Here is a 22558-nt window from a genome sequence, read left to right as displayed (position 1 = left end):
TCTTTGTGGATCCCGCACGTCGCGGTTCCGGCATCAGGATGGCCGTTCGCCTTGCGATAATCAAGCGCCGTCGGGACCGCTCGCAGTTGCGAAGGGGAGTAGTCGCGACCTCTCGCCGAACTCCGCAGCCATAGGGTGGGCAAAGGCGCCATAGCGCCGTGCCCACCATCTTCTTCTCTCGGGCAAATTGGTGGGCACGCTTCCGCCTTCGCTCTGCGAGCTACGGCGGACAAGTCGCTTTGCCCACCCTGTACCCTTTTGGGGTTCGCATCCAGTCGAAGGTGTAGACTGGAACACGGGCCGATCCGCCGGGAGCAGCCTTGCCCACCTGTGTCTTGAACACCGACGTAGGAGCCGCGCCCCGGCAGAGCGGCCGCGGTCGAGATCCAGTAGGAGGTTCGCGCCGAGAGCGCCAGTACAGGGATCGATCAGGATCGCGGTGGCCCGCTTTTTGAGAGCAAGGAGGTCCCAACAATGCTCGAAGATGTACGCTGGTTCGTCGGGATCGATTGGGCAACGCAGAGCCATAGCGTTTGCCTGCTGGATACCGAAGGAAGACAGGTTGCTCACTGCGAGTTCGCCCATGAGGGTGCGGGCCTGACGGAGTTGCGCGACTGGCTGCTGCAGAAGACCAACGCCGCACCGGGGCAGATCGCCGTGGCGATCGAGATGCCGCACGGCCCGGTGGTGGAGGTGTTGCTCGAACACGGGTTTGCGGTGTTCGCGATCAATCCCAAGCAGCTTGACCGCTTCCGTGATCGCTTCACGGTGGCTGGTGCCAAGGATGACCGCCGCGATGCCCATGTGCTCGGAGCTTCGCTCCGCACGGATCGCGCGGCGTTCCGTCGGCTTGTGGTCGACGATCCCACGATGATCGAGCTGCGCGAGTGGTCGCGCTTGGCCGACGAACTGCAGCAGGAGCGCACACGTCTTGCCAACCGGCTGCGCAAGCAGTTGTGGCGATATTATCCGCAGGCCACCAAGCTGACCGACGATGTCGCTGACGAATGGTTCCTGGCGCTTTGGCAGATGGTGCCGACGCCGGCCCGTGCGGCCAAGGCCAGCGAGAAGGCAATTGCACGCGTTCTGAAAGCCCATCGCATCCGCCGCCTTGATGCGGCGGGGGTGCTTGAAACTTTACGCGAGGCCCCGCTGTTCGTGGCACCCGGCACCACCGAGGCCGCCTGCGCACACATCCGCAGCTTGGCGGCACGACTGCACCTGGTCAATCAGCAGATCAAGGAGGCGCATCAGAACCTGGACCGTCTGTGCGTCGCAATCGAAGGCGAGGAGAAGGCCTCGGGGCAGAGCTCGGAGCAGTGCGACGTGACGATCCTTCGCTCCTGGCCAGGAATCGGCAGGATCCATCTCGCCACACTGCTCGCCGAGGCCGCAGAGCCTCTGCGCAGGCGAGATTATCATGCTCTGCGCGCCTTGGCAGGGGCCGCGCCGGTGACGCGGCAAAGCGGCAAGCAACGCTTCGTGATCCGTCGCCTCGCCTGCAACAGGCGGCTACAGAGCGCCGTCCATCACTGGTCGCGGGTCGCCATCCAACACGATGAGGCCAGCAGGCGACGCTATGATGCCTTGCGACAGCGAGGACATGGCCACGCGCGTGCTCTGCGCACTGTAGGGGATCGCTTGCTCTTTGCCTTGTGCACGACGCTCAAGCGACACACCCCATACGAGGCGGACTATAGCGCAAGGACCTCCACTAAAGCCTGAGCCTCATTCCTTTGTTCGGCCGGTGTGACCATTCCTTCGTCCCGACCTGCCGATCGCCACAGCGCCGCGCGCAGACGCTGTCCAGGAGGCCGTCGGCACCGGCAACGCCGGCGCGAAGCGTCCTGGACGGCGGCGAGCACGGCGCTATGCTCGCCCATCAAGGACGTCTACCTCTTGACCACGGGTAGGAGGTCCTACGAGAGCTATGCAAAAACCCCGGAGATGTTGCCATCTCCGGGGCTTCTCATTCTTTAGTCGCGTGCGCCGCTCAGCGCCTCACGACTTCGTCCGCATCCGCATCATGAAGCTGTCGAAGCTCAGCTCGGCGACCTGGAACCAGGGCAGGGCCTCGCCGCGATAGGCGGTCAGGCTCGCATACATCTTGCCGAAATGCGGATTGGACTTGGAGAGATCGGCGTAGATCTCGTTGGCGGCACCGTAGCAGGCCTCGAGCACCTCCTGCGGGAAGGCCTTCAGGACCGCGCCCGACACCAGGAGCCGCTTCAGTGCCGGCGCGTTCAATGCGTCGTACTTGCCGGTGATCCAGGTAAACGTGTCGCGCGAGGCGGAATCGATCGCGGCCTGATAGTGCTTCGGCAGCGCATTCCACTTGTCGAGATTCATGATGTTGTGGCCCTGGCTCGTGCCCTCCCACCAGCCGGGGTAATAGTAGTATTTGGCAACCTTGACGAAGCCGAGCTTCTCGTCGTCGTAAGGGCCGACCCACTCGGCGGCGTCGATCGTGCCTTTTTCCAGCGCCGGATAGATGTCGCCGCCGGCGATCTGCTGCGGCACCGCGCCGAGCTTGGACATGATGGTGCCGGCAAAGCCGCCGATGCGCATTTTGAGGCCCTTGATGTCGTCGAGCGACTTGATCTCCTTCCGGAACCAGCCGCCCATCTGCGCGCCGGTGGAGCCGGTCGGAATGCCGTAGCAATTGTGCTCCTTCAGCAGGTCGTTCACGAGCTCCTGCCCGCCGCCCCACAGCAGCCAGGAGATCTGCTGGCGCGTGTTTAGCCCGAATGGCAGCGCGGTGGCGAAGGTGAAGGCGGGATTCTTGCCCCAGTAATAATAGAGCGCGGTGTTGCCCATCTCGACGGTGCCGTTCGAGACTGCATCCAGCACCTGCAGGCCCGGGACGATTTCGCCCGCCGCGAACGGCTGGATCTGGAATTTGTTGTCGGTGATCTCGGCGACTTTCTTGCTGAAATACTCGCAGCCGCCATAGAGCGTATCGAGCGACTTCGGCCAGCTCGTGGCGTAACGCCACCTGACCTCGGGCGAACCTTGCGCGATAGCCGGCGCAGCAACAGCGCTCGCGGCCAGGCCCAATCCGCCTGCCGTCAGGAATTTACGACGTTCCATGCACTTCCTCCGTTATGCCGATGCTTCGACGTCAGGGAGCGATTTTGGGTCGTCTTGTCTTGGTCGAGATCGACGTTGTTTTGTTGAGACTTGTGAGGCGTTTCCGAAGGCCCTGGCGGGCTCTTGTTATTGGAATTCCGATCATTGCGGTTCCGTCAGCAAGGATGACCTGTCAGCCAGCGACAATCAAGCCTCACGCCGCGCTCGGGGGCTGCGAATGCGGGACAAACGAAAGTCGGGGATTGGCGAACTGCTGCATGATTGGGCAGCAGCAGGAAGCTCCGAGGCCGATGCGCTTGCTCCCCGTCTGCGGGCAGGGGAATCGCATATGGCATTCTGGACGGCCTGAGCGCGCGCCTCGTCCTTCGAGACGACCGCTTCCAGCGGTCTCCTCAGGATGAGGCTCATCAGCATCGGTGCCCGCTGAAACGACGGCCGCGCACTCCCGTCCTCATCCTGAGGAGCCCGCCCAAAGCGGGCGTCTCGAAGGATGGCCGCAGGGACGCCGCTTCCATATGCCAAGGCTTCGGCGGACACGCGCGTGAGAGACGATGAGCCCGCAGCGCGCGCTACCCCACCTTCGCGAACGCCGCCTCCATCGCCTTCCTTGTCCTGATCGTCTCGTTGTCCGCATCGAACTCGACGTCGCTCCAGCGCACGATCTCGCCATGGGCGACGTCGTGCTTCAGCTTGAGGCGGTGCGCGAGGCCGATCGGCAGGGCGCTCGTTTTCAGGCTCGCGGCTGCCGGCACCAGCTTGCCCCATACGGTGTAGCCGCCTTCGCCGTCCAGCATCTCGCCGGCGCGCAAGTTGCGCTTGGCCACGGCGGCGACGTCGCCGCGGAAGCCGAAAGCCTGGCCGGTTGCCTCGCCCCGCAGCGCGGCCGACAGGATCGAGATGTTCAGCTCCAGCCCGATCAGATGATAGGGCTTGTACATCGCGGCGAAGCGCCCGCTGGCGTCGGTCTTCAGGCCGTATTGCTTGAAGCAGTCGGCGGCGTAGTCGTTCGGCGCCTCCAGCACGACATAGACGCCCCAGCGCAGGTCGCGAAACACCGGCCTTCCGTCGCGCTCCAGCGAGGACACGACTTCCACGACGCCGGACCGCTCCAGCACGCCGCCGCGCGAGCGCGGCCGCATGATGTGCGGCAGATCGTCGACGCCGCAGGGCGGAAACAGCAATCCCTCCGCGGGCACGTCGAGGCTGCAGGCGTTGGCGATGGCGGCCATCTCGATCGCTGATTTGGTGCCGTCGAGGAAGGAGTTGAACATCTGCGGGTTCATGCCGGCCGACTGCGCTTCGCCCGCGGTCAGGCCGTAATGCTGCCAGACGCCGTCGGGCGTCACGTCGTGATAGGCCGGCAGGTATTTTGTGCCCTTGCCGGCGGCGACGACGCGAAAGCCGGTGGCGCGGGCCCAGTCGACCATCTCTGCGGTCAGTGCCGGCTGGTCGCCATAGGCGAGCGAATAGACAACGCCCGCTTTCCGCGCTTCCTCGGCGAGCAGCGGGCCCGCCAGCACGTCGGCCTCGACATTGACCATCACGATATGCTTGCCCGCCGCGATCGCGGCGCGCGCATGGCGGATGCCGACGGAGGGATTGCCGGTCGCCTCCACCACCACGTCCATTGCGCCGCCGGCAATCGCGCGAGCGCCGTCATCGGTGAAGACGGTGGCGGCGATCCGCTCGGCGCTCCAGCCCACGGTGCGGCACGCCTCGCGCGCGCGCTCGCGGTCGATGTCGACGATGATCGGCGCCTCGAGTCCCGGCGTGTGCGGCACCTGCGCCAGAAACATCGAGCCGAATTTGCCCGCGCCGATCAGTGCGACGCGAACGGGTTTGCCGGCGGACGCGCGGGCCTGGAGGAGGCGGAAGAGGTTCATGTTGCTACCCGATCAAGTGTCGTGTCCCGGACGCGGTGCAGCGCCATCAGCGCGTTTACGCGCGTCTTCGACGCGCTATGGCGCTGCTCCGCAGAGCCGGGACCCAGAGAAAAACGATCCGCTTGGCATGGGCCCCGGCTCTGCAGCGCACCGCTGAAGAAGCGCTGCGCTGCGTCCGGGGCAGAGACCTGTTTACTCCGCCGCCTGCCTTGGCGCACGGGCAAGCCGCACCAGCGCATCATCATCCACCGTCTTGATCGGCGCAAAGTCGCGGTGCGCGATGTACTCCGGCCGCGTCGGTGTGCGGATGTAGTTCGAGACCGCGTTCAGCGTCAGGTACACGATCTTGCGCGGATAGGGCGTGATGTTGCCGCTCGAGCCATGCACGAGATTGCCGTGGAACATCAGCATGCCGCCGGGCTTGCCCGTGGGCGCGACGATGCCGCCCTGCTTGACGAGGCGCGTCACCGTGTCCTCGTCCAGCGTCCACAGGGGATAGGACGTGGTGGCGAGGTCATGCGAGGCTTCGAGATCGCCGGCGTTCTGGCTGCGCGGCACCAGCATCAGGGGGCCGTTGATCGGCATCACCTCGTCGAGGAAGATCGCGATGTTCATCGCGCGCGGCTCCGGCATGCCGTCGTCGCGCTTCCAGGTGCCGTAATCCTGGTGCCACTGCCAGACGTCGCCGGTGAAGGCCGATTTCGCGTTGATCTTGAACTGGTGCATGTAGACGGGCTCGCCGAACAGCTGCTCGACCGGCTCGATCATGCGCGGATGCGCGCCGAGGATGCCGAACGCCTCGTTGTAGAGATGCGCGGCAAAGGCCGTGCGCGGCGCGCCGCTCTTCTCGCGCCAGACCTCGGGCCGGTCGGCGTCATAAATGCCGACCGCCTCGCGCGCGAGCAGGTCGACCTCCTCCGGGCTGAACAGTTCGGGCAGAAACAGCCAGCCCTCGCGGTGGAAGAACTCCAATTGCTCCTGGGACAGTCTCATGGGTCGTCCTCCTTGGTTTTGTTTTTGTCATTCCGGGGCACGCGAAGCGTGAACCCGGAATCTCGAGATTCCGGGTCTGGTCCTTCGGACCATCCCGGAATGACGGCGTAGATCGCTACGCCGCCGCCTCTTCGCCGGCCCTCAATCTCTCCTCAGTCATCCGCCCCGCCGTCTGCGCATGCGCGAGTGCAGCGCGTTCGGCCGCCTTCGCATCGCCGCTGAAAATGTGTCCGGCAATATCGGCATGCTCCGCCCAGGCGCTGCCGCGATAGTCGAGCTCCGACAGCACGACCGCCATCGAGCGGCGCATATGCGGCCATTGCGGCGCGATGGTCGCCTCGATCACGGGATTGCCGGCGAGCTGATAGATCGCGCGGTGAAATTCGACGTCGAGCGCAATGAGCTCGCCGAGCGACGTGTTGCGGTCGATGCCGCGCCCGGCGGCGAACGCCGTCTCCAGCCTTGTGCGTCCCGCCGCATCGCTCGCTGCGCGCGCGGCGGCGAGCCGGGCGGCCAGCGCGTCGATGGCACCGCGCACCTCATAGAGCTGGCGAATGCGAGCAGGATCGAGCTGGGTGACTTCAAAACCGCGCCGGCCACTCTCGGCGACGAGGCCCTGACGATGCAACAGATGCAGCGCGTGCGACACCGGCTGGCGCGAGACGCCGAGCTTGTCTGCGAGCTCGTTCTGGCGGATGCGCTGGCCGGGCTGCAGCGTGCGGTCGGAGATCGCCTCCAGGATCCGTTCATAGACCTGGTCGATCAGATTCGGGAGCGGGTCGAGAGGGATCACGCCGGCAGCTCCAAAATGGAATACGGAATTCTGTATTCGAATATAGAGCCGGAGGGGCCCTGGCGTCAAGGCAGGTCGCGAACCCCCACAGGCCGTCCCTTGGGTCTCGCTAAGTCATTGATATCGCTGGGTCCGTCTACTGTGCATGGGGTTGTTTTCGAACAAGTATCGGACGCAGCGCAGCGCTCCTTCAGCGATGCGCTGCAGAGCCGGGGCCCAACAAGCCGCTGTATTGTGCTGTGTCGCCATCTGGGTCCCGGCTCAGCGCCGCAACGCCAGAGCGTTGCAGCGCGTCCGGGACACGAGAGACGTGTTTCGCGCAGCAATGCGCCTATTTCTTCTTACCCTGCTCGATCAGCATCCGGCTCATCAGGTAGAGCCGCGGCACGATCGAGTTGGTGTCGATGAACTCGTCGCGGGCGTGATAGCCGAAGCCGGCGAGGCCAAAGCTCTCGACCACCACGGCCTTGCCGCTGCGGTTGGCATAGCCGGCGTCGGTGGCGCCACCGGTCATCTCGGTGATGTCGAGCTTGCGGTCGATCTCGGCATAGATCGCCTGTCCCACCGCGGCCAGCGCGCGGCCGCGGTCGCTGGCGACGAAGGGCGGGCGTCCAGCGACGATCTTCACGGTCGTCTCGGTGTCCGGCACGAGGCGATTCTTGGTCTTCTCGTCCAGCGCCGCCTGGAGCCTGGCGATGCCATCGGGAATGGTGAGGCGGATGTCGGCGCCGGCCTCGGCATCTTCCGGAATCTGATTGCGCACCGTGCCGGCCTTCGCCGTCGTCCAATTGAGCTGGGTGCCCGGGATCGACTTGGCGACGTCCTGCGTCTGGAGCAGTTGATGCGAGAGCTCGATCAGCGCGTTGCGGCCGAGATCGGGCGCGGCGCCGGCATGTGAGGCGCGGCCCTTCACCTTCATGACGCCCGTCGCGGTGCCGCTGGCACCCAATAGAAGGGAGTCGTTCTTCGCCGGTGGCGAGGCCGCTGTCGGCTCGCAGGACAGCACGACGTCGTGCTGATCGGCGAGTTCGGCGATGATCTCGCCGGATCCGATCGAGCCGACCTCCTCGTCCGGATTGAACGAGACGGTGAGCGTGGCGTAGTCGTTCCAGCCGGCGTCCTTGAGGATCTTGAGCGCGTGCAGCACCACGGCGATGCCGCCCTTGTCGTCGGCGATGCCGGGGCCATAGATGCGGTTGCCGTCGACACGGTATGGCTCGCTTGCGAGGACGCCGCGCTGATAGACCGTGTCCATATGCGCGATCAACATCAGCTTCCGGGTGCCCGAGCCCTTGAACGTTGCGATCACCATGTCGGCGCCGGCGCCCGCCGTGGTCTTGCGCCGCTCGGTGGCGGCGCCGAGCGCCTTCAGGCGGGCTTCGGTGAAGTCGGCCATCTTCTTCAGGCCCTCGACGTCGCTGCTGCCGCTCTCGATCATCACCATGTCGCGCAAGGTCTCGATCAGCGGCGCCTTCTCCTGCTCGGCCGCGGCCTTCAGCTTCTCGTCAGTGGCCGCGAGCGCGGACGTGGCACCGGCGGCAAGGCCGAGCAGCGACAAAGCGAGCAGGGGCGTGAAGCGGATGATCATGACTTGCGTCCTTTTGCATCTTGCGCGCGGGCACCGCGCGATCGAGCGGAAAGCCTAGCACCCGCAACCGCACGATGCCACGCCGGCCTAGCGCTCCAGCACCTCCACATCCATCGCGGCGATCTCGTCTGCGTCGGCCACCGCCTCGATCACCGCGATCCGGTCGCCGCTGAAGCCCACGCGCAGTGCGATGCGCAGATGACCGCCGAGGATGACGGCCACACCCATCTCGCCATCGACCAGCGCCGTGCGTGCGGCCTGGGCGCGGCCCTTGTAGAGCTGCGCGACGGCGTCCGCGCCGCGGATCTCCGGCAGCGTGCCGAGCCGTACCGCGGCCTGGTCGGCGCGAAACACCACGTCGGGATCGAGCACGGCGAGCAGGCCCTCGAAATCGCCTTCCCGCGATGCCTTGAGGAATGCATCGACGATCTTGCGTTGATGCGACAGATCCGTCTCCGGCACCGGCGCGCCCTGCACGCGCCGCCGCGCGCGGCTCGCCAGTTGCCGCGAGGCATCGACCGAGCGGCCGACGATCGGCGCGATCTCCTCGAACGGCACGGCGAACATGTCGTGCAGCACGAAGGCCAGCCGCTCGGCCGGCTGCAATGTCTCCAGCACCACCAGCAGCGCCGCGCCGACGGAATCGGCCATCTCCGCCTCGTGCTGCCGCGACTCGTCGACCGGCTCCGGCACGTGCGGGCCCATCGGATCTTCCCGGCGCGATTTCCGCGCGCGCAGCATGTCGAGGCAGATGCGTGCGACCACGGTGGTCAGCCAGCCGCGCAAATTCGCAACATCCGACGTGTCGTAGCGGCTGATCCGCAGCCAGGCCTCCTGCACGGCATCGTCGACCTCGGCGCGGGATCCCAGCATCCGGTAGGCGACCGCGCGCAAATGGTCCCTGCTGGCCTCGAACTGGCGCGCCAGAAATTTTTCTTCTGTCATCGGTCACATTCCCTCATCGCGATCCGTCATGCCCATGACGAAGCCGATCCGGCCGATGTGACCGGAACCTTCGAAATTTGTGAGATGGAGACGAAAATGATGCACGCCCGCATGAATCACCCTGTCATGGTCCTCCCCGAGGCCATGAATGTCCTGCAGTCCCTCGGTAACCTCACCAAGCAGGGTCTGCCGGAAAAGCTCCTGGAACTGGTGCACCTGCGCGCCAGCCAGATCAATGGCTGCAGCGTCTGTGTCGACATGCATCCCAAGATCGCCCGCAAGCTGGGCGAGACCGACGAGCGCCTGTTCGCCGTGTCGGCCTGGCGCGATGCGCCCTATTTCACCGAAGCCGAGCGCGCCGCGCTGGCACTGACCGAAGCCGTCACGCGCATCGCCGATCGCGAGGATCCGGTGCCGGATGCGATCTGGAACGAGGCCGCCAAGCATTTCGACGAGCGCGAGCTGGCAACGCTGATCCTCTCGATCGCGACCATCAATGTCTGGAACCGGCTGAATGCGACGATCAAGATGCCGGTCGGTGTTTGGAAGGTGTGAGTTTCCTCGCCTCTCCCCACGTGCGGGGAGAGGCCAGAATTTGCATCGCAAATTCCGGGTGAGGGGGAGTCTCCGCGAAACTCACTCTCACCGACTTCGCGGAGGCTCCCCCTCACCCCACCCTCTCCCCGCAAGCGGGGCGAGGGAGATCACCGGCGCTGCCCGCCTCACATGCGCTCACTCCGCCAGAAACCCGCTCACCACCTCGCCGAACTCCAGCGGTGCCTGCTCGAACATCCAGTGGCCGGCATTGGCGATCACCGCCGTCTTGGCGCCTGCGATATGCGCAGCCAGCACGCGCCACATCACCGACAGGCTTCCCGTGGTTGCGCCCCCGCCGATCAGCAGCGTCGGCGTCGTGATCGCTTGCGCGTCGGCGAACGTGTAGGGCCGGCGCTGCTCGTTGATCTGGCCGAGGAAGGTCAGCGCGTTGTCGCGCAGTTGCTGCTTCGCTGCCGCCGGCACCCGCCGCCAGGAGCCGTCGCCTTCGATGCCTTCGTAGAAATTCTGCAACGCGCCCTCGAGGTCGCCGGCGCGGATCATCTCGACCGAGCGCGCCGTGCGCGCGGCGAGCGGCGGATGCGCGGGCGTGCCTTCGGGCAGCGGCAGGCTGGCGTCGAGATCGCCGCCGGGCTCGGCCAGCACCAGCTTGCGCAGCAGATCAGGCCGCGCCTGCGCTACGCGAAACGCGATGTGGCCGCCGCGCGAATGTCCCATCAGGTCGACCGGGCCGGGCTTCACCTGCTCGATGAAAGCGATCACGTCGGCGACATGCTGGGCCATCTTGTAGTCGTCGCTGACGGCGTCCCAATGCTCGGGAAAGAAATGCCGCAGGCTGACCGAGATCACCCGATGGCTCTTCGACAGCGGGCCGAGCACCGAATACCAGGTGCGGAAGTCGCCGAGCGTGCCGTGCACGCAGACCAGCGGCAGGCCCTCTCCGACTTCGAGATAGGCCATGTCGTAACCGTTGACGCGAAAGCTCTGCATGGTCAGCTCGCCAGAAAATCCAGGACCACTTCGGAGTATTTCTGCGGCGCCTGCTCGAACATCGGATGTGTCGCGTTCGGGATGATCGCTGTCTTGGAGTAGGGCACATGCGCGGCGAGCGCATGCAGCACTTTCGGCAAGAGGCCCTTGGTCCGCGCGCCCAGGATGAAGAGCGTCGGCATCTTGATGGACTCTGCATCCGTCTTCGAGAACGGCGGACGGTTGTCGCGGACCTGGCCGATCAGTGTGTAGGCGTTATCGCGCAGATTCTGCTTCACCATCGCCGGCAGCCGCGGCCAGGTACCGGCGCCTTCCAGCGTGTCGACGAACACGGCGAGACCGCCGTCGACATCGCCCGCCGCGATCTTCTCGGCCGAGGCCGTGAAGCGCGCCAGCAGCGGCGAGGGGCCGCCGACGTAATCGGGATCGAGGCTCGCATCGAGCTCGCCGCCGGGCTCGGCCAGTACAAGCCGCCGGAGCAGATCCGGCCGTCGCTGCGCGACGCGAAAGCAGATGTGCCCGCCGCGGGAATGGCCCATCAGGTCGACCGGGCCGAGGTCGAGCTTCTCGATGAAGGCGATGACGTCGTCGACGTGCTGGGCGATCGAATAGGTGTCGCCCACACCGTCCCAGCGGTCCGGAAAGAAGTGCCTCAGGCTGACAGCGATCACCCGGTGTCGCTGCGTCAGTGGCCCCAGCACGCAGCCCCAGATGCGGAAGTCCGAGAGCGAGCCGTGCACGCAGACCAGCGGCGGGCGGCCCTTGTCTTCGCCCACGTCGAGATAGGGCATGTCGTAACCGTTGACGTGGAGGCTTTGCATTCGGGGCTCGCGGGAAGGGGCTGGAACTCCTGTGCAAGATTCCCGGAAACCGGGTGGATCGCAACTATTTCCAAGCCTAGATTTAGGCCGAGATCACATTGGGGGCATGCGACAAGGAACGCAAGCTCAGGAACCAAGCCATGACCGACCAGCATTTTGCCCTGTTCGACACCAGGATCGGCCTCTGCGCCATCGTCTGGGGCCCGCGCGGCATCACCGGCACGCAATTGCCGATGGGCGGCGAGCAGAAGATCCGCACCCGCATCAGCCAGCGCCATGCCGACGCCACCGAAGCCGAGCCGACGGCCGAGGTGCAGCGGGCGATCGATCGCATCGTCAAGCTGCTTGTTGGCGAGCCTGACGATCTCACCGACATTCCGCTCGACCTCGACGGCGTGCCCGAGTTCAACCGCGGCGTCTACGAGATCGCCCGTAGCATTCCGCCGGGCAAGACCATCACCTATGGCGACATCGCAAAACAGCTCGGCGGCGTCCAGCTGTCGCGCGACGTCGGCCAGGCGCTCGGCCGCAACCCATGCCCGATCGTCGTGCCCTGCCACCGCGTGCTGGCGGCCGGCAACAAGCCCGGCGGCTTCTCGGCGAATGGCGGCGTGGTGACGAAGCTGAAGATGCTGGAGATCGAAGGCGCGCTGGTGAACCACACGCCGAGCTTGTTCGATTGAGGCGGCGGGCGCCGACATCGTAGGGTGGGCAAAGCGAAGCGTGCCCACCAAACCGATCGTAACATGGACAGGTGGTGGGCACGGCGCTTTGCGCCTTTGCCCACCCTACGAGATCCCACCTAGTTCTTCGCCGCCGTCTTCGGCCAATACTTGTCGCGCAGATGCCGCTTTACCAGCTTGCCCGTCGGCGTGCGCGGCAGCTCGGCTTCGAAATCGATCGAGCGCGGGCATTTGATCGCGGAGAGACGCGTCTTGCAGAACGCGATCAGCTCGGCCTCGAGCGCCTTGCCGGCGCGCGTCATGTCGTGCGGCTGCACCACTGCCTTGACCTCCTCGCCCATCTCCTCGTTCGGTACGCCGAACACCGCGACGTCGGCGACCTCGGGATGCGTGATCAGCACGTCCTCGGTCTCCTGCGGATAGATGTTCACCCCGCCCGAGATGATCATGTAGGACTTGCGGTCGGTGAGGAAGAGGAAGCCGTCCTCGTCGAGATAGCCGACGTCGCCGAGCGTCGACCAGCCCTTGGCGTTGTAGGCCTTCTTCGTCTTCTCGGGATCGTTGTGATAGGTGAAGGCGGGCGCATCGGCGAAATAGACCGTGCCGATCTCGCCTGTCGGCTGCTCCTCGTCGTTCTCGTCCAGGATCTTGATCTTGCCGACCACGGCGCGGCCGACGCTGCCGCGATGCTCCAGCCATTGTTGCGAGTTGCAGACGGTGACGCCGTTGCCTTCCGAGCCGGCGTAATACTCGATCAGGATCGGGCCCCACCACTCGATCATCTTCGCTTTCACGTCGATCGGGCAGGGCGCCGCGGCGTGGATGGCGCCCTTCAGCGTCGAGACGTTGTATCGGTTGCGGACCTCGTCCGGCAATTTCAGCATGCGCACGAACATGGTCGGCACCAGCTGCGACTGGGTGACCTTGTACTTTTCAACCAGCTTCAAGAATTCCTCGGCGTCAAAGTGCTCCATGATGATGGAGGTGCCGCCGAGCACGATCGCCATCATGTTGAAGCGCAGGGGCGCCGCGTGATAGAGCGGCGCCGGCGACAGATAGGTGCTTTCGGCGTTCATTCCGCACATGTCGGCGCAGAGCACGCGCAGGAATGCGTTCGGCACGTCGACCCTGTTGCCCTCGAACGCCTTCTTGATGCCCTTGGGACGGCCGGTGGTGCCGGACGAATACAGCATGTCGTAGCCGGCGACCTCGTCCGCGATCGGTGTGGTCGGCTGTGCCGCAGCTTCCTTGTCGTAGGAACGGAAGCCGGGCAGCGGCTCGTCCATCATGTAGAAGACCGGCTCGCCGGGTGCGCCCTTGATCAGGGCCTTGATCTGGTCGGCGCATTTCGGCGTGGTGATCACGACCTTGGCGCCGCAATCGGCGATGATGTAGTCAATCTCGTCCTGCTTCAGATAGCGGCTGATCGCGGTGTAATAGAGCCCGCTGCGCTGTGCTGCCCAGCAGAGCTCCATGAAAGCGAGGCGGTTCTCCATCAAGAGCGCGATGTGATCGCCGGCCTTCAGCCCGAGCGAGCGGAAGAGATGCGCGCCCTGGTTCGAGAGCTCGTCGAGCTCGCGATAGGTGATCGCCTTGCCGGTGCCTGCCATCTGGTAGGCGATCTTGTCGGGCGTGGCGCGGGCATGGATGGAGGGGTGGGTCATCGCGAAGGTCTCACAACAAAAAAGGCGTCATCCCGGCGAAAGCCGGGATCCATAACCACCAATCCAGATTGTTGAAGCGCGATGTCGCCCCAGCTCGCCCTAACCACAAACATTTGTGGTTATGGGTCCCGGCTTTCGCCGGGACGACATCGTAAGTGTTGCGACGACTCGGCTTACAGCCTCTCCACGATCGTCACATTCGCCATGCCGCCGCCTTCGCACATGGTCTGCAGGCCGTAGCGCTTGCCGCGCTGGTGCAGGGCGTGGACCAGCGTCGTCATCAGCTTGGTGCCGGAGCCGCCGAGCGGGTGGCCGAGCGCGATCGCGCCGCCGTTGACGTTGAGGCTGTCAGGGTCGGCGCCGGTGGTCTTCAGCCACGCGGTCGGCACCGAGGCGAAGGCCTCGTTGACCTCGAACAGGTCGATGTCGCCGATCTTCATGCCGGCCTTCTCCAGCGCACGCTTGGTGGCGTGCAGGGGCGCATCGAGCATGATGACGGGATCGCCGCCCATCATGGTCATGTGGTGGATGCGCGCCAGCGGCTTGAAGCCGAGCTGCTTCAGGCCCTTCTCGTTCACCACCATGACGCCGGAGGCGCCGTCGCAGATCTGGCTGGCGCTGGCCGCCGTGAGCTTACCGTTTTCGGCGATCAGCTTGACGCCCTTGATGCCTTCGATCGTGGCGTCGAAGCGAATGCCTTCGTCGATGTGGTGGGTGTCCTTGCTGCCGTCGGCGCGGGTGATCTCGAGCGGCACGATCTCCTTCTTGAAGTGACCGGCTTGCGTCGCTGCGATCGCGCGCTGATGGCTGCCGAAGGAGTATTCGTCGAGCTCGTCCTTGGAGAGGCCGTACCGCTCCGCCATCATCTCAGCGCCGGTGAACTGGCTGAACACGATGTTCGGATACTTCGCCTCGATGCCCGGGCTCTTGTAATTGCCAAAGCCGTTCTTGGCCGGAAGCTGCGATGACAGGCCCATCGGCACCCGCGTCATGGATTCCACGCCGGCGGCGATCACGACGTCCATCGCGCCGGACATCACCGCCTGCGCCGCAAAGTGCAGCGCCTGCTGCGAGGAGCCGCACTGGCGGTCGATCGAGGTGCCCGGCACGCTCTCCGGCAGCTTCGAGGCCATGATCGCGTTGCGCGCGACGTTGTTGGACTGCTCGCCGACCTGCATGACGCAGCCCATGATCACGTCCTCGACCTGGGCCGGGTCGACCTTGCTGCGATCGACCAGCTCGTCCAGCACCTTTGCGGCGAGATCGGCCGGATGCCAGCCGGCGAGGCGGCCCCCCTTGCGCCCGCCGGCGGTACGCGCAGCGGCGACGATGTAAGCCTCGGCCATGTCGGTTTCTCCCTGAATTTCTTCTGGATGGTTGGTTGTCGGGGGCGGATTAAACGGGCGCGAGATCATTTAGTCAATCGATCAATTAACTCTTGTGATGAGGCGCTGCTTGCGCTTATCTGCGCCCCGCTTCCAGCGGCCAAACAGGGATCTCCGTGGCTACCAGCGTACCGAACAAGCTCCCCGGCGGAAAAAATTCCACGGCAGAGAAATTGCTCGTGGCCGCCAGCGAGCTGATGATCGAACGCTCCTCGATCGAGATCTCGCTCTCCGACATCGCGCAGAAGTCCGGCGCCAACGCCGCGCTGGTCAAATATCACTTCGGCAACAAGGATGGCCTGCTGCTCGCGCTGCTCGAGCGCAATGCCGCGACCGAGCTATCCAATCTCGAATATCTTCTGGCGCAGCCGATCACGGCAACGGCGAAGCTGAAGCTGCATATCGGCGGCATCATTCGTGCCTACTACCGGTTCCCCTACATGAACCGGCTGATCCATTATCTCCTGCACGAAACCAGTGCGGGGTCGGCCGACGAAGTCTCGAAGTTCTTCGTCGCACCGCTGCTCGATTTTCACCGCCGTCTGCTCGCCGAAGGCGAGAGCAGCGGCGAATTCCGCAAGACCGATCCGGTGCTGTTCTACACCAGCCTGATCGGCGCCTGCGACCACCTGTTCTTCGGCCGGCACGCGATGTCCCGCGCGACCGGTGTCGGCCCGGTCACCGACGAAGTCTGCCGGCAATACATCAAGCACATGGAAACGCTGATCTGCGGCGGCATCCTCACGCAAGCCGGGGAAGCTGCCGCTGCCGGATAGTCCGGCTGAACTCTTCAAGTCTAGAGAAGAAACGTCCAAGGAAAAGGTAGAGGAAAGGTACCAACGATGCAGCTGAAAGACGTAGCCGTTCTCATCACCGGCGGTGGTTCGGGCCTTGGCGCCGCGACCGCCCGCGCCATGGCCGCCAAGGGCGCCAAGATCGGCGTGATCGACCAGAGCAAGGAGAACGCCGAGACGGTCGCCGCTGAGGTGAAGGGCGTCGCGCTGCATGCCGACGTCACCAGCGAGGAGCAGATCAAGGCTGCGATCGCGAAAGCAGAAGCCTCGCACGGCGTCGCCCGTGTGCTGATGAACTGTGCCGGCATCGGCGGTTCGCAGCGCATCGTCGGCCGCGACGGCGTCTATCCGCTCGAAAAGTTCGCGCGCATCATCAACGTCAACCTGATCGGCACGTTCAACTGCCTGCGGCTGTTCGCAGAACGCCTCGTCACCATCGAGCCGGTCGGCGAGGAGCGCGGCGTCATCATCAACACCGCCTCGGTTGCCGCCTATGAAGGCCAGATCGGCCAGATCGCCTATTCGGCCTCGAAGGGCGGCGTCGTCGGCCTCACGCTGCCTGCCGCGCGCGACCTGGCCAGCCAGAAGATCCGCGTCAACACCATCGCGCCCGGCCTGTTCTTCACGCCGCTCTTGATGGGCCTCAATGAAGAAGCGCGTAAGAGCCTCGGCGCCCAGGTGCCGCATCCCTCTCGTCTTGGTGATGCCAACGAATACGGCATGCTCGCGGTGCACATCGTCGAGAACCCGATGCTGAACGGCGAGACCATCCGTCTCGACGGCGCCATCCGCATGGCGCCGCGGTAACTCCGCCGTCGTCCTGGCGAAAGCCAGGACCCATTACCACCGGCGTGAGTGGCAGCACGAGCTGGGCCAACGCCGGTGATCTAACAACTCAGGCCTGTGGTTATGGGTCCTGGATCAGCGCTCGCTATTGGACAACGCTGCGCGTTGCCAAGCGCTCGCTTGTCCAGGACGACGATGGGGAGATTGCGCATGTCCCAACCGCTGCTGATCGAACATCACGACGGCGTCGACCGGGTGACGCTCAATCGTCCTGACAGCCTCAACGCGCTCGATCCTCCGCTGATCGACGCGCTCAACGCCTACTTCCAGGGCCTGCAGCGCAACCGCGACACGCGCGTGGTGGTGCTGAAGGGCGCCGGCAAAAACTTTTGCGCGGGCCTTGATCTGAAGGCGGCGATGGCGCGCCGCGCGGGGCAGCAGGAGCCGCCCGGGGTCACGGAGTCGCTGGACTCGCAGCGTCGCATTGCCGATATCGTGATGCTGATGCGGCACTGCCCGCAGCCGATCCTGGCGCTGGTGCAGGGCGCGGCGGCCGGCGGCGGCTTTGCGCTGGCGCTGGCGTCCGACATCCGCATTGCCGCGACGTCGGCGCGCATGAACTGCGCCTTCATCAAGCTCGGTCTCGGCGGCTGCGACATCGGCACCAGCTATTTTCTGCCGCGCCTCGTCGGTGTCTCCGTCGCGTCCGAGCTGATCCTCACCGGGCGCTTCATCGGTGCCGAGCGCGCGCTCGCGGTCGGCCTCGTCTCGGAGGTCGTGGACGGGGACAAGCTTGACGAAGCGGCCGAACCTTATGTCGACGCGATGATGACGGCCTCGCCGGTGGGCCTGCGCCTGTCGAAAGAATGTCTCAACATGAGCGTCGACGCCGGATCGCTGGAGGCGGCGATCGCGATGGAAGACCGCAACCAGGTCCTGTGCAGCCGCTCCGAGGAATTTTCGGAAGGCATCAGGGCCTTCCTTGAGAAGCGAAAGCCTGTCTATATCAGGCGCTGAACCACGAAGATCCGCAAAGGACAGTAATTCCGGGAGACGCAAAATGAGTGGAAGCGCGGCGGCGGTGATGACGAAGCCCGCCTTTCGCAAGGTCGAGTGGCTCGCGCGCGACATCGACGTCGAGCGGCGCGCCGACGGCACGGTGGTGCTGAAGTCGCGCATTCCGCTGCAGGCCTACGAGCCGCATATCCCGGCGTCGCTGGCGAAATGGGCGAAGGAAGCGCCGGAGCGCATCTGGCTCGCGCAGCGCGGCGGCCCCAATCGTGAATGGCGCAAAGTTTCCTATGGCGAAGCCAAGCGCACGGTCGATGCGCTGACGCAAGGCTTGCTCAATCTCAAGTTGGAGGGACGTCCGGTCACGATCCTCTCCGGTAACTCGATCGAGCATGCGCTGATGACGCAGGCGGCGATGCAGGCGCGCGTTCCGGCGGCGCCGGTGTCGCCGGCCTACTCGCTGATGAGCCACGATCACGTCAAGCTGAAATACCTTTTTGACCTGATCAAGCCGGCCGTGGTGATGGTGCAGGACGGCCCGACCTTCGAGAAGGCGCTGAGAGCGCTCGACCTCACCGGTGTCACCGTGGTTCACGTCGTGCGGCCCTGCGACGGCATCAAGAGCGTCAGCTTCGCCGAGCTCGCGGCAACGCCCGTGACCAGGGACGTCGAGGAATCGATCGCAAAAATCACGCCGCAGACCGTCGGCAAGCTGCTGTTCACGTCGGGCTCGACCGGCATGCCCAAGGCCGTCATCAACACGCAGGAGATGATGTGCGCCAATGCGGCGATGATGATGCAGGTGCGGCCGCGCACACCTGATGGTCCAATCTCGACCATGCTGGACTGGATGCCATGGAACCACACGATGGGCGGCAACGCGGCGTTCCATCCCGTCCTGGTCGACGGCGGCACGCTCTATATCGATGACGGCCGGCCGATGCCGGGCCAGTTCGAGGAGACGCTGCGCAATCTGCGCGAGATCTCGCCGACCTATTACGCCAACGTTCCTGCCGGCTATGCCGCGCTTGCGGCGGCGATGGAGAAGGACGACGCGCTCTGTCGCTCCTTCTTCAAGAACCTTTCGATCATGGCCTATGGCGGTGCGCGGCTGCCTGATGATCTCTACGACCGCATGCAGGCGCTGGCGGTGAAGACCACCGGCGAGCGCATCGTGTTCTACACCGGCTGGGGCTCGACCGAGACCGCGCCGACCTCGACCGGTACCTATTGGGACACCGAGCGCGTCGGCCTGATCGGCCTGCCGTTTCCCGGCGTCGAATTGAAGATGGTGCCATGCGGCTCGAAATACGAGCTGCGGCTGCGCGGCGTCAACGTCACGCCCGGCTATTTCGGTCAGCCCGAGCTGACGAAGAAGATGTTCGACGAGGAGGGCTTCTACTGCATCGGCGATGCCGGCATCTTCGTCGACGATGCCGATCCGGTGAAGGGCATCATCTTTGCGGGCCGCGTCGTCGAGGACTTCAAGCTCACGACAGGCACCTTCGTCCATGTCGGCTCGCTCCGCACCGACACGATCGCGGCGGCGACGCCCGTCGTGCATGATGCGCTGGTCGCGGGACAGGATCGCGCCTTCATCGGCCTGCTGGCCTGGCCGAACCTGCATGCCTGCCGTCAGCTCGTCGGCAATCCCGATCTGAGCTTTGCGGATGCGGTGAAGCACCCTGACGTGCTCGCCTGCTTCCGGCGCGGGCTGGAAGCTCACAACCGGGAATGCGAAGGCGCCAGCAGCCGCATCATCGCGCGCGCCATGCTGATGGTCGAGCCACCCTCGATCGACGGCAACGAGCTCACCGACAAGGGCTACATCAACCAGCGCGCCGGCCTCGAACGCCGCGCGGCGCTGGCGGAGCGGCTCTATGCGGACAGGCCGGATGAGGATGTGATCGTGCTGCGATGAAGACGTTTGAATTCGTCATTCCGGGGCGCGCGTAGCGCGAACCCGGAATCTCGAGATGAGTGAGTGACCTCTAGATTCCGGGTTCGCGACCGCGTCGCGCCCCGGAATGACAGCAAGAAAAAGGTAAGCCGCCATGAACTTTGATTTCTCCGACGACCAAAAACAGCTCCGCGACCAGGCGCGCAAATTCCTCGCTGAAAAGTGCTCGCCGAAGGCGGTGCGCGTCGTGCTCGACGGCAAGGCGCCCTACGACAAGGAGCTGTGGAAGGGGCTTGCCGAGATGGGCTTTCTTGGCGTTGCGATTCCCGAGGAATTCGGCGGCGCCGGTGCCGGCCATCTCGAGCTCTGTGTGATCGCAGAGGAGATGGGCCGGGCCAATGCGCCGGTGCCGTTTTCCTCGACGGTGTATCTTGCCGCCGAAGCGTTGCTGATCGCCGGCAGCGACGCGCAGAAGAAGAAATGGTTGCCTGCGATCGCTTCGGGTGAGGCGATCGGAACGCTGGCACTGTTCGAGGGCAAGGGCAATCCGGCGCCGAAGAACGTCAAGCTCACGGCCGCGAACGGAGTGCTCAACGGTGTCAAGAAGCCGGTCGCCGACGGCGCGATCGCCGACTTCGCCGTGGTCGCCGCGCGCACGGGATCGAGCGGGCGCGAGAACGACATCTCGCTGTTCCTGGTCGATCTCAAGGCCGGCGGCGTCGGGGTCAAAAGCCTCACCAATCTCGATCCGACCCGCGGGCAGGCCGAGATTTCGTTCAAGGACTGCAAGGCCGAGCCGCTCGGGGCTGCCGGTGAAGGCTGGAGCATTTTGACTGAGGTGCTCGACCGCGCCGCGGTCCTGTGCGCCTTCGAGCAGGTCGGCGGCTCCGACCGCGCGCTGGAGATGGGCCGCGACTACGCGCTCGACCGCATCGCCTTCGGCCGTCAGATCGGCTCGTTCCAGGCGGTCAAGCACATGCTGGCCGACATGTATGTCTCGGCGACGCTGGCGCGCTCCAACAGCTATTACGGCGCCTGGGCGCTCTCGACCAATGCGGCCGAATTGCCGGAAGCGGCAGCTGCTGCGCGCATCAGCGCGACGCAGGCCTTCCAGCACTGCGCCAAGAACAACATCCAGGTTCATGGCGGCATGGGTTTCACCTGGGAGTTCGATTGCCACATGTACTACCGCCGCGCCAACGCCATGGCGCTCGGGCTCGGCAGCCTGTCCTACTGGGAGGATCAGCTGATCGACCGCATGCGGAAGAAGAACGCGGCGTGACGACAGGTGCGTAGGGTGGGTTAGCCCTGCGGATGCGCGAAGCGCAGTCCGCTCGGCGTAACCCACCTCTTCTGTCGACGAGGAAACCAAAGAGGTGGGTTACGCCTTCGGCTAACCCACCCTACGAAATACGAGAGAAACTGCCATGAACTTCGACGACACCCCGCAGGAAGCCGAGTTCCGCGCCACCGCACGCGCCTGGATCGGTGCCAACGCGCCCAAGCAATACGAAGAAGAGCTGCGCAAATCCTCGCTTGGCCGCACCGTGCTCAAGAACGCGAACATTCTTGAGGTCGCAAAAGCCTGGCAGAAGAAGAAGGCCGATGCCGGCTGGGCCTGCCTGCACTGGCCGAAGGAATATGGCGGTCGGGGCTCGTCGCCGATCGAGCGCGTGATCTGGCAGCAGGAAGAGGGGCCGTTCGGCCAGCTGTCCCGCATGTTCATCATCGGCCACGGCATGTGCGGGCCGACCATGATGGCGTTCGCGCGCGAGGAGCATAAGCGCACCTATTTGCCGCCGCTCGCCTCCGGCGAAAAGATCTGGTGCCAGCTGTTCTCCGAGCCGGCCGGCGGCTCGGATGTCGCGGGTCTGCGCACCCGCGCCGAGAAGGACGGCGACGACTGGATCATCAACGGCCAGAAGATCTGGACCTCGGGCGCACATTATTCCGACTACGGCATCCTCCTGACCCGCACCGATCCGACCGTGCCCAAGCACAAGGGCCTCACCATGTTCTTCCTGGACATGAAGAGCCCCGGCGTCGAGGTGCGGCCGATCAAGCAGGCGAGCGGCGCCTCCGACTTCAACGAGGTTTATTTCACCAACGTTCGCATTCCCGACCATCAGCGCCTCGGCGAGGTCGGCGACGGCTGGAACGTCTCGCTGACCACGCTGATGAACGAGCGCAGCGCGATCGGCGCGGCCGTCTCGACCGGTTTTCCGGAGCTGTTCGAGTACTGCTCCAGCCTGATGCTCGACGACGGCCCGGCGATCGAGGATCGTGCCGTGCGCTCGAAGCTGGCGAACTGGGCGGTGAAGGCAAGCGGGCTGAAATACACCAGCATGCGCGCGATCTCGGCGCTGTCGAAGGGCGAGCGGCCGGGGCCGGAAAACTCCATCGGCAAGCTGGTCGCGGGCTCGATGATCCAGGATGTCGCGACCTATGCGCTGGACTTGCAGGGTGCGAGCGGCGTCGTCAGCGGTGAGGATGCCGAACTCGCCGGCCGTTTCCAGGCCATGCTGCTGCGTGCGCCGGGCACGCGCGTCGAAGGCGGCACCGACGAGATCATGCGCAACATCATCGCCGAGCGGGTGCTGGGCCTCCCCGGTGATATCCGGGTCGACAAGGACGTGCCGTTCAACAAGATCCCGACGAAGGGAAGAAATTAGCCGTC

Annotated in this window: 19 protein-coding genes; 9 read left to right on the top strand and 10 right to left on the bottom strand. The window is 65.0% G+C overall.

Annotated features, from left to right (window positions below; all coding sequences use genetic code 11):
• Positions 1–474 precede the first annotated feature (474 nt).
• Positions 475–1725: an IS110 family RNA-guided transposase gene (locus ACVJ19_RS08175; protein ID WP_453948482.1), complete on the top strand. Its 1251-nt coding sequence runs from the start codon at positions 475–477 to the stop codon at positions 1723–1725.
• A 276-nt stretch (positions 1726–2001) separates the two neighbouring features.
• Here ACVJ19_RS08175 and ACVJ19_RS08170 read toward each other — a convergent pair whose 3' ends face one another.
• From ACVJ19_RS08170 to ACVJ19_RS08145, 6 genes are all read right to left on the bottom strand, one after another.
• Entirely contained in the window at positions 2002–3090 is a 1089-nt protein-coding gene (locus ACVJ19_RS08170) for a TRAP transporter substrate-binding protein (RefSeq protein WP_453949423.1), read from the bottom strand.
• A 569-nt stretch (positions 3091–3659) separates the two neighbouring features.
• Positions 3660–4973 carry an NAD(P)H-dependent oxidoreductase gene (locus ACVJ19_RS08165; RefSeq protein WP_453949425.1) on the bottom strand — a complete coding sequence of 438 codons (1314 nt, stop codon included), beginning with the start codon at positions 4971–4973 and terminating at the stop codon, positions 3660–3662.
• Positions 4974–5165: 192 nt separating this feature from the next.
• Positions 5166–5966 carry a phytanoyl-CoA dioxygenase family protein gene (locus tag ACVJ19_RS08160; RefSeq protein WP_453949426.1) on the bottom strand — a complete coding sequence of 267 codons (801 nt, stop codon included), beginning with the start codon at positions 5964–5966 and terminating at the stop codon, positions 5166–5168.
• 115 nt (positions 5967–6081) lie between these two features.
• A complete protein-coding gene (locus tag ACVJ19_RS08155) occupies positions 6082–6759 on the bottom strand; it encodes a GntR family transcriptional regulator (RefSeq protein WP_453949427.1) in 678 nt (225 codons plus the stop codon).
• 331 nt (positions 6760–7090) lie between these two features.
• The gene (locus ACVJ19_RS08150; protein ID WP_453949428.1) at positions 7091–8347 is read right to left on the bottom strand and encodes a M20/M25/M40 family metallo-hydrolase; all 1257 of its coding nucleotides are present in this window, start codon (positions 8345–8347) and stop codon (positions 7091–7093) included.
• Between the two features lie 87 nt (positions 8348–8434).
• Positions 8435–9292, bottom strand: coding sequence for a sigma-70 family RNA polymerase sigma factor (locus ACVJ19_RS08145; protein ID WP_453949430.1), 858 nt, complete (start codon positions 9290–9292; stop codon positions 8435–8437).
• Between the two features lie 99 nt (positions 9293–9391).
• Here ACVJ19_RS08145 and ACVJ19_RS08140 point away from each other — a divergent pair, with 99 nt between their 5' ends.
• A complete protein-coding gene (locus ACVJ19_RS08140; RefSeq protein ID WP_453955125.1) occupies positions 9392–9847 on the top strand; it encodes a carboxymuconolactone decarboxylase family protein in 456 nt (151 codons plus the stop codon).
• A gap of 177 nt (positions 9848–10024) precedes the next feature.
• Here ACVJ19_RS08140 and ACVJ19_RS08135 read toward each other — a convergent pair whose 3' ends face one another.
• Positions 10025–10837 carry an alpha/beta fold hydrolase gene (locus ACVJ19_RS08135; protein ID WP_453949431.1) on the bottom strand — a complete coding sequence of 271 codons (813 nt, stop codon included), beginning with the start codon at positions 10835–10837 and terminating at the stop codon, positions 10025–10027.
• A gap of 2 nt (positions 10838–10839) precedes the next feature.
• A complete protein-coding gene (locus tag ACVJ19_RS08130; protein WP_453949433.1) occupies positions 10840–11658 on the bottom strand; it encodes an alpha/beta fold hydrolase in 819 nt (272 codons plus the stop codon).
• Positions 11659–11798: 140 nt separating this feature from the next.
• On the opposite strand from ACVJ19_RS08130, the gene ACVJ19_RS08125 reads away from it, so the two are divergent.
• Entirely contained in the window at positions 11799–12341 is a 543-nt protein-coding gene (locus ACVJ19_RS08125; protein WP_453949435.1) for a methylated-DNA--[protein]-cysteine S-methyltransferase, read from the top strand.
• Positions 12342–12460: 119 nt separating this feature from the next.
• On the opposite strand, the gene ACVJ19_RS08120 is transcribed toward ACVJ19_RS08125, so the two are convergent.
• The gene (locus tag ACVJ19_RS08120) at positions 12461–14005 is read right to left on the bottom strand and encodes an acyl-CoA synthetase (protein WP_453949436.1); all 1545 of its coding nucleotides are present in this window, start codon (positions 14003–14005) and stop codon (positions 12461–12463) included.
• A gap of 173 nt (positions 14006–14178) precedes the next feature.
• Positions 14179–15351 carry an acetyl-CoA C-acetyltransferase gene (locus ACVJ19_RS08115; protein WP_453949438.1) on the bottom strand — a complete coding sequence of 391 codons (1173 nt, stop codon included), beginning with the start codon at positions 15349–15351 and terminating at the stop codon, positions 14179–14181.
• A 212-nt stretch (positions 15352–15563) separates the two neighbouring features.
• Here ACVJ19_RS08115 and ACVJ19_RS08110 point away from each other — a divergent pair, with 212 nt between their 5' ends.
• From ACVJ19_RS08110 to ACVJ19_RS08085, 6 genes are all read left to right on the top strand, one after another.
• Complete coding sequence (locus tag ACVJ19_RS08110; RefSeq protein WP_035667712.1) at positions 15564–16166, top strand: TetR family transcriptional regulator; 603 nt, start codon at positions 15564–15566, stop codon at positions 16164–16166.
• Between the two features lie 66 nt (positions 16167–16232).
• A complete protein-coding gene (locus tag ACVJ19_RS08105; RefSeq protein WP_453949440.1) occupies positions 16233–16991 on the top strand; it encodes an SDR family NAD(P)-dependent oxidoreductase in 759 nt (252 codons plus the stop codon).
• Positions 16992–17180: 189 nt separating this feature from the next.
• A complete protein-coding gene (locus tag ACVJ19_RS08100) occupies positions 17181–17987 on the top strand; it encodes an enoyl-CoA hydratase/isomerase family protein (RefSeq protein WP_453949442.1) in 807 nt (268 codons plus the stop codon).
• 43 nt (positions 17988–18030) lie between these two features.
• Positions 18031–19902, top strand: a complete 1872-nt coding sequence (locus ACVJ19_RS08095; protein WP_453949443.1) for an AMP-binding protein — start codon at positions 18031–18033, stop codon at positions 19900–19902.
• 133 nt (positions 19903–20035) lie between these two features.
• Entirely contained in the window at positions 20036–21163 is a 1128-nt protein-coding gene (locus ACVJ19_RS08090) for an acyl-CoA dehydrogenase family protein (protein WP_453949444.1), read from the top strand.
• 145 nt (positions 21164–21308) lie between these two features.
• A complete protein-coding gene (locus tag ACVJ19_RS08085) occupies positions 21309–22553 on the top strand; it encodes an acyl-CoA dehydrogenase (protein ID WP_453949445.1) in 1245 nt (414 codons plus the stop codon).
• The last annotated feature ends 5 nt before the right edge of the window (positions 22554–22558 follow it).

Source organism: Bradyrhizobium sp. USDA 376, from assembly GCF_054063675.1.
This window is presented reverse-complemented; position numbering and strand designations above follow the sequence as displayed.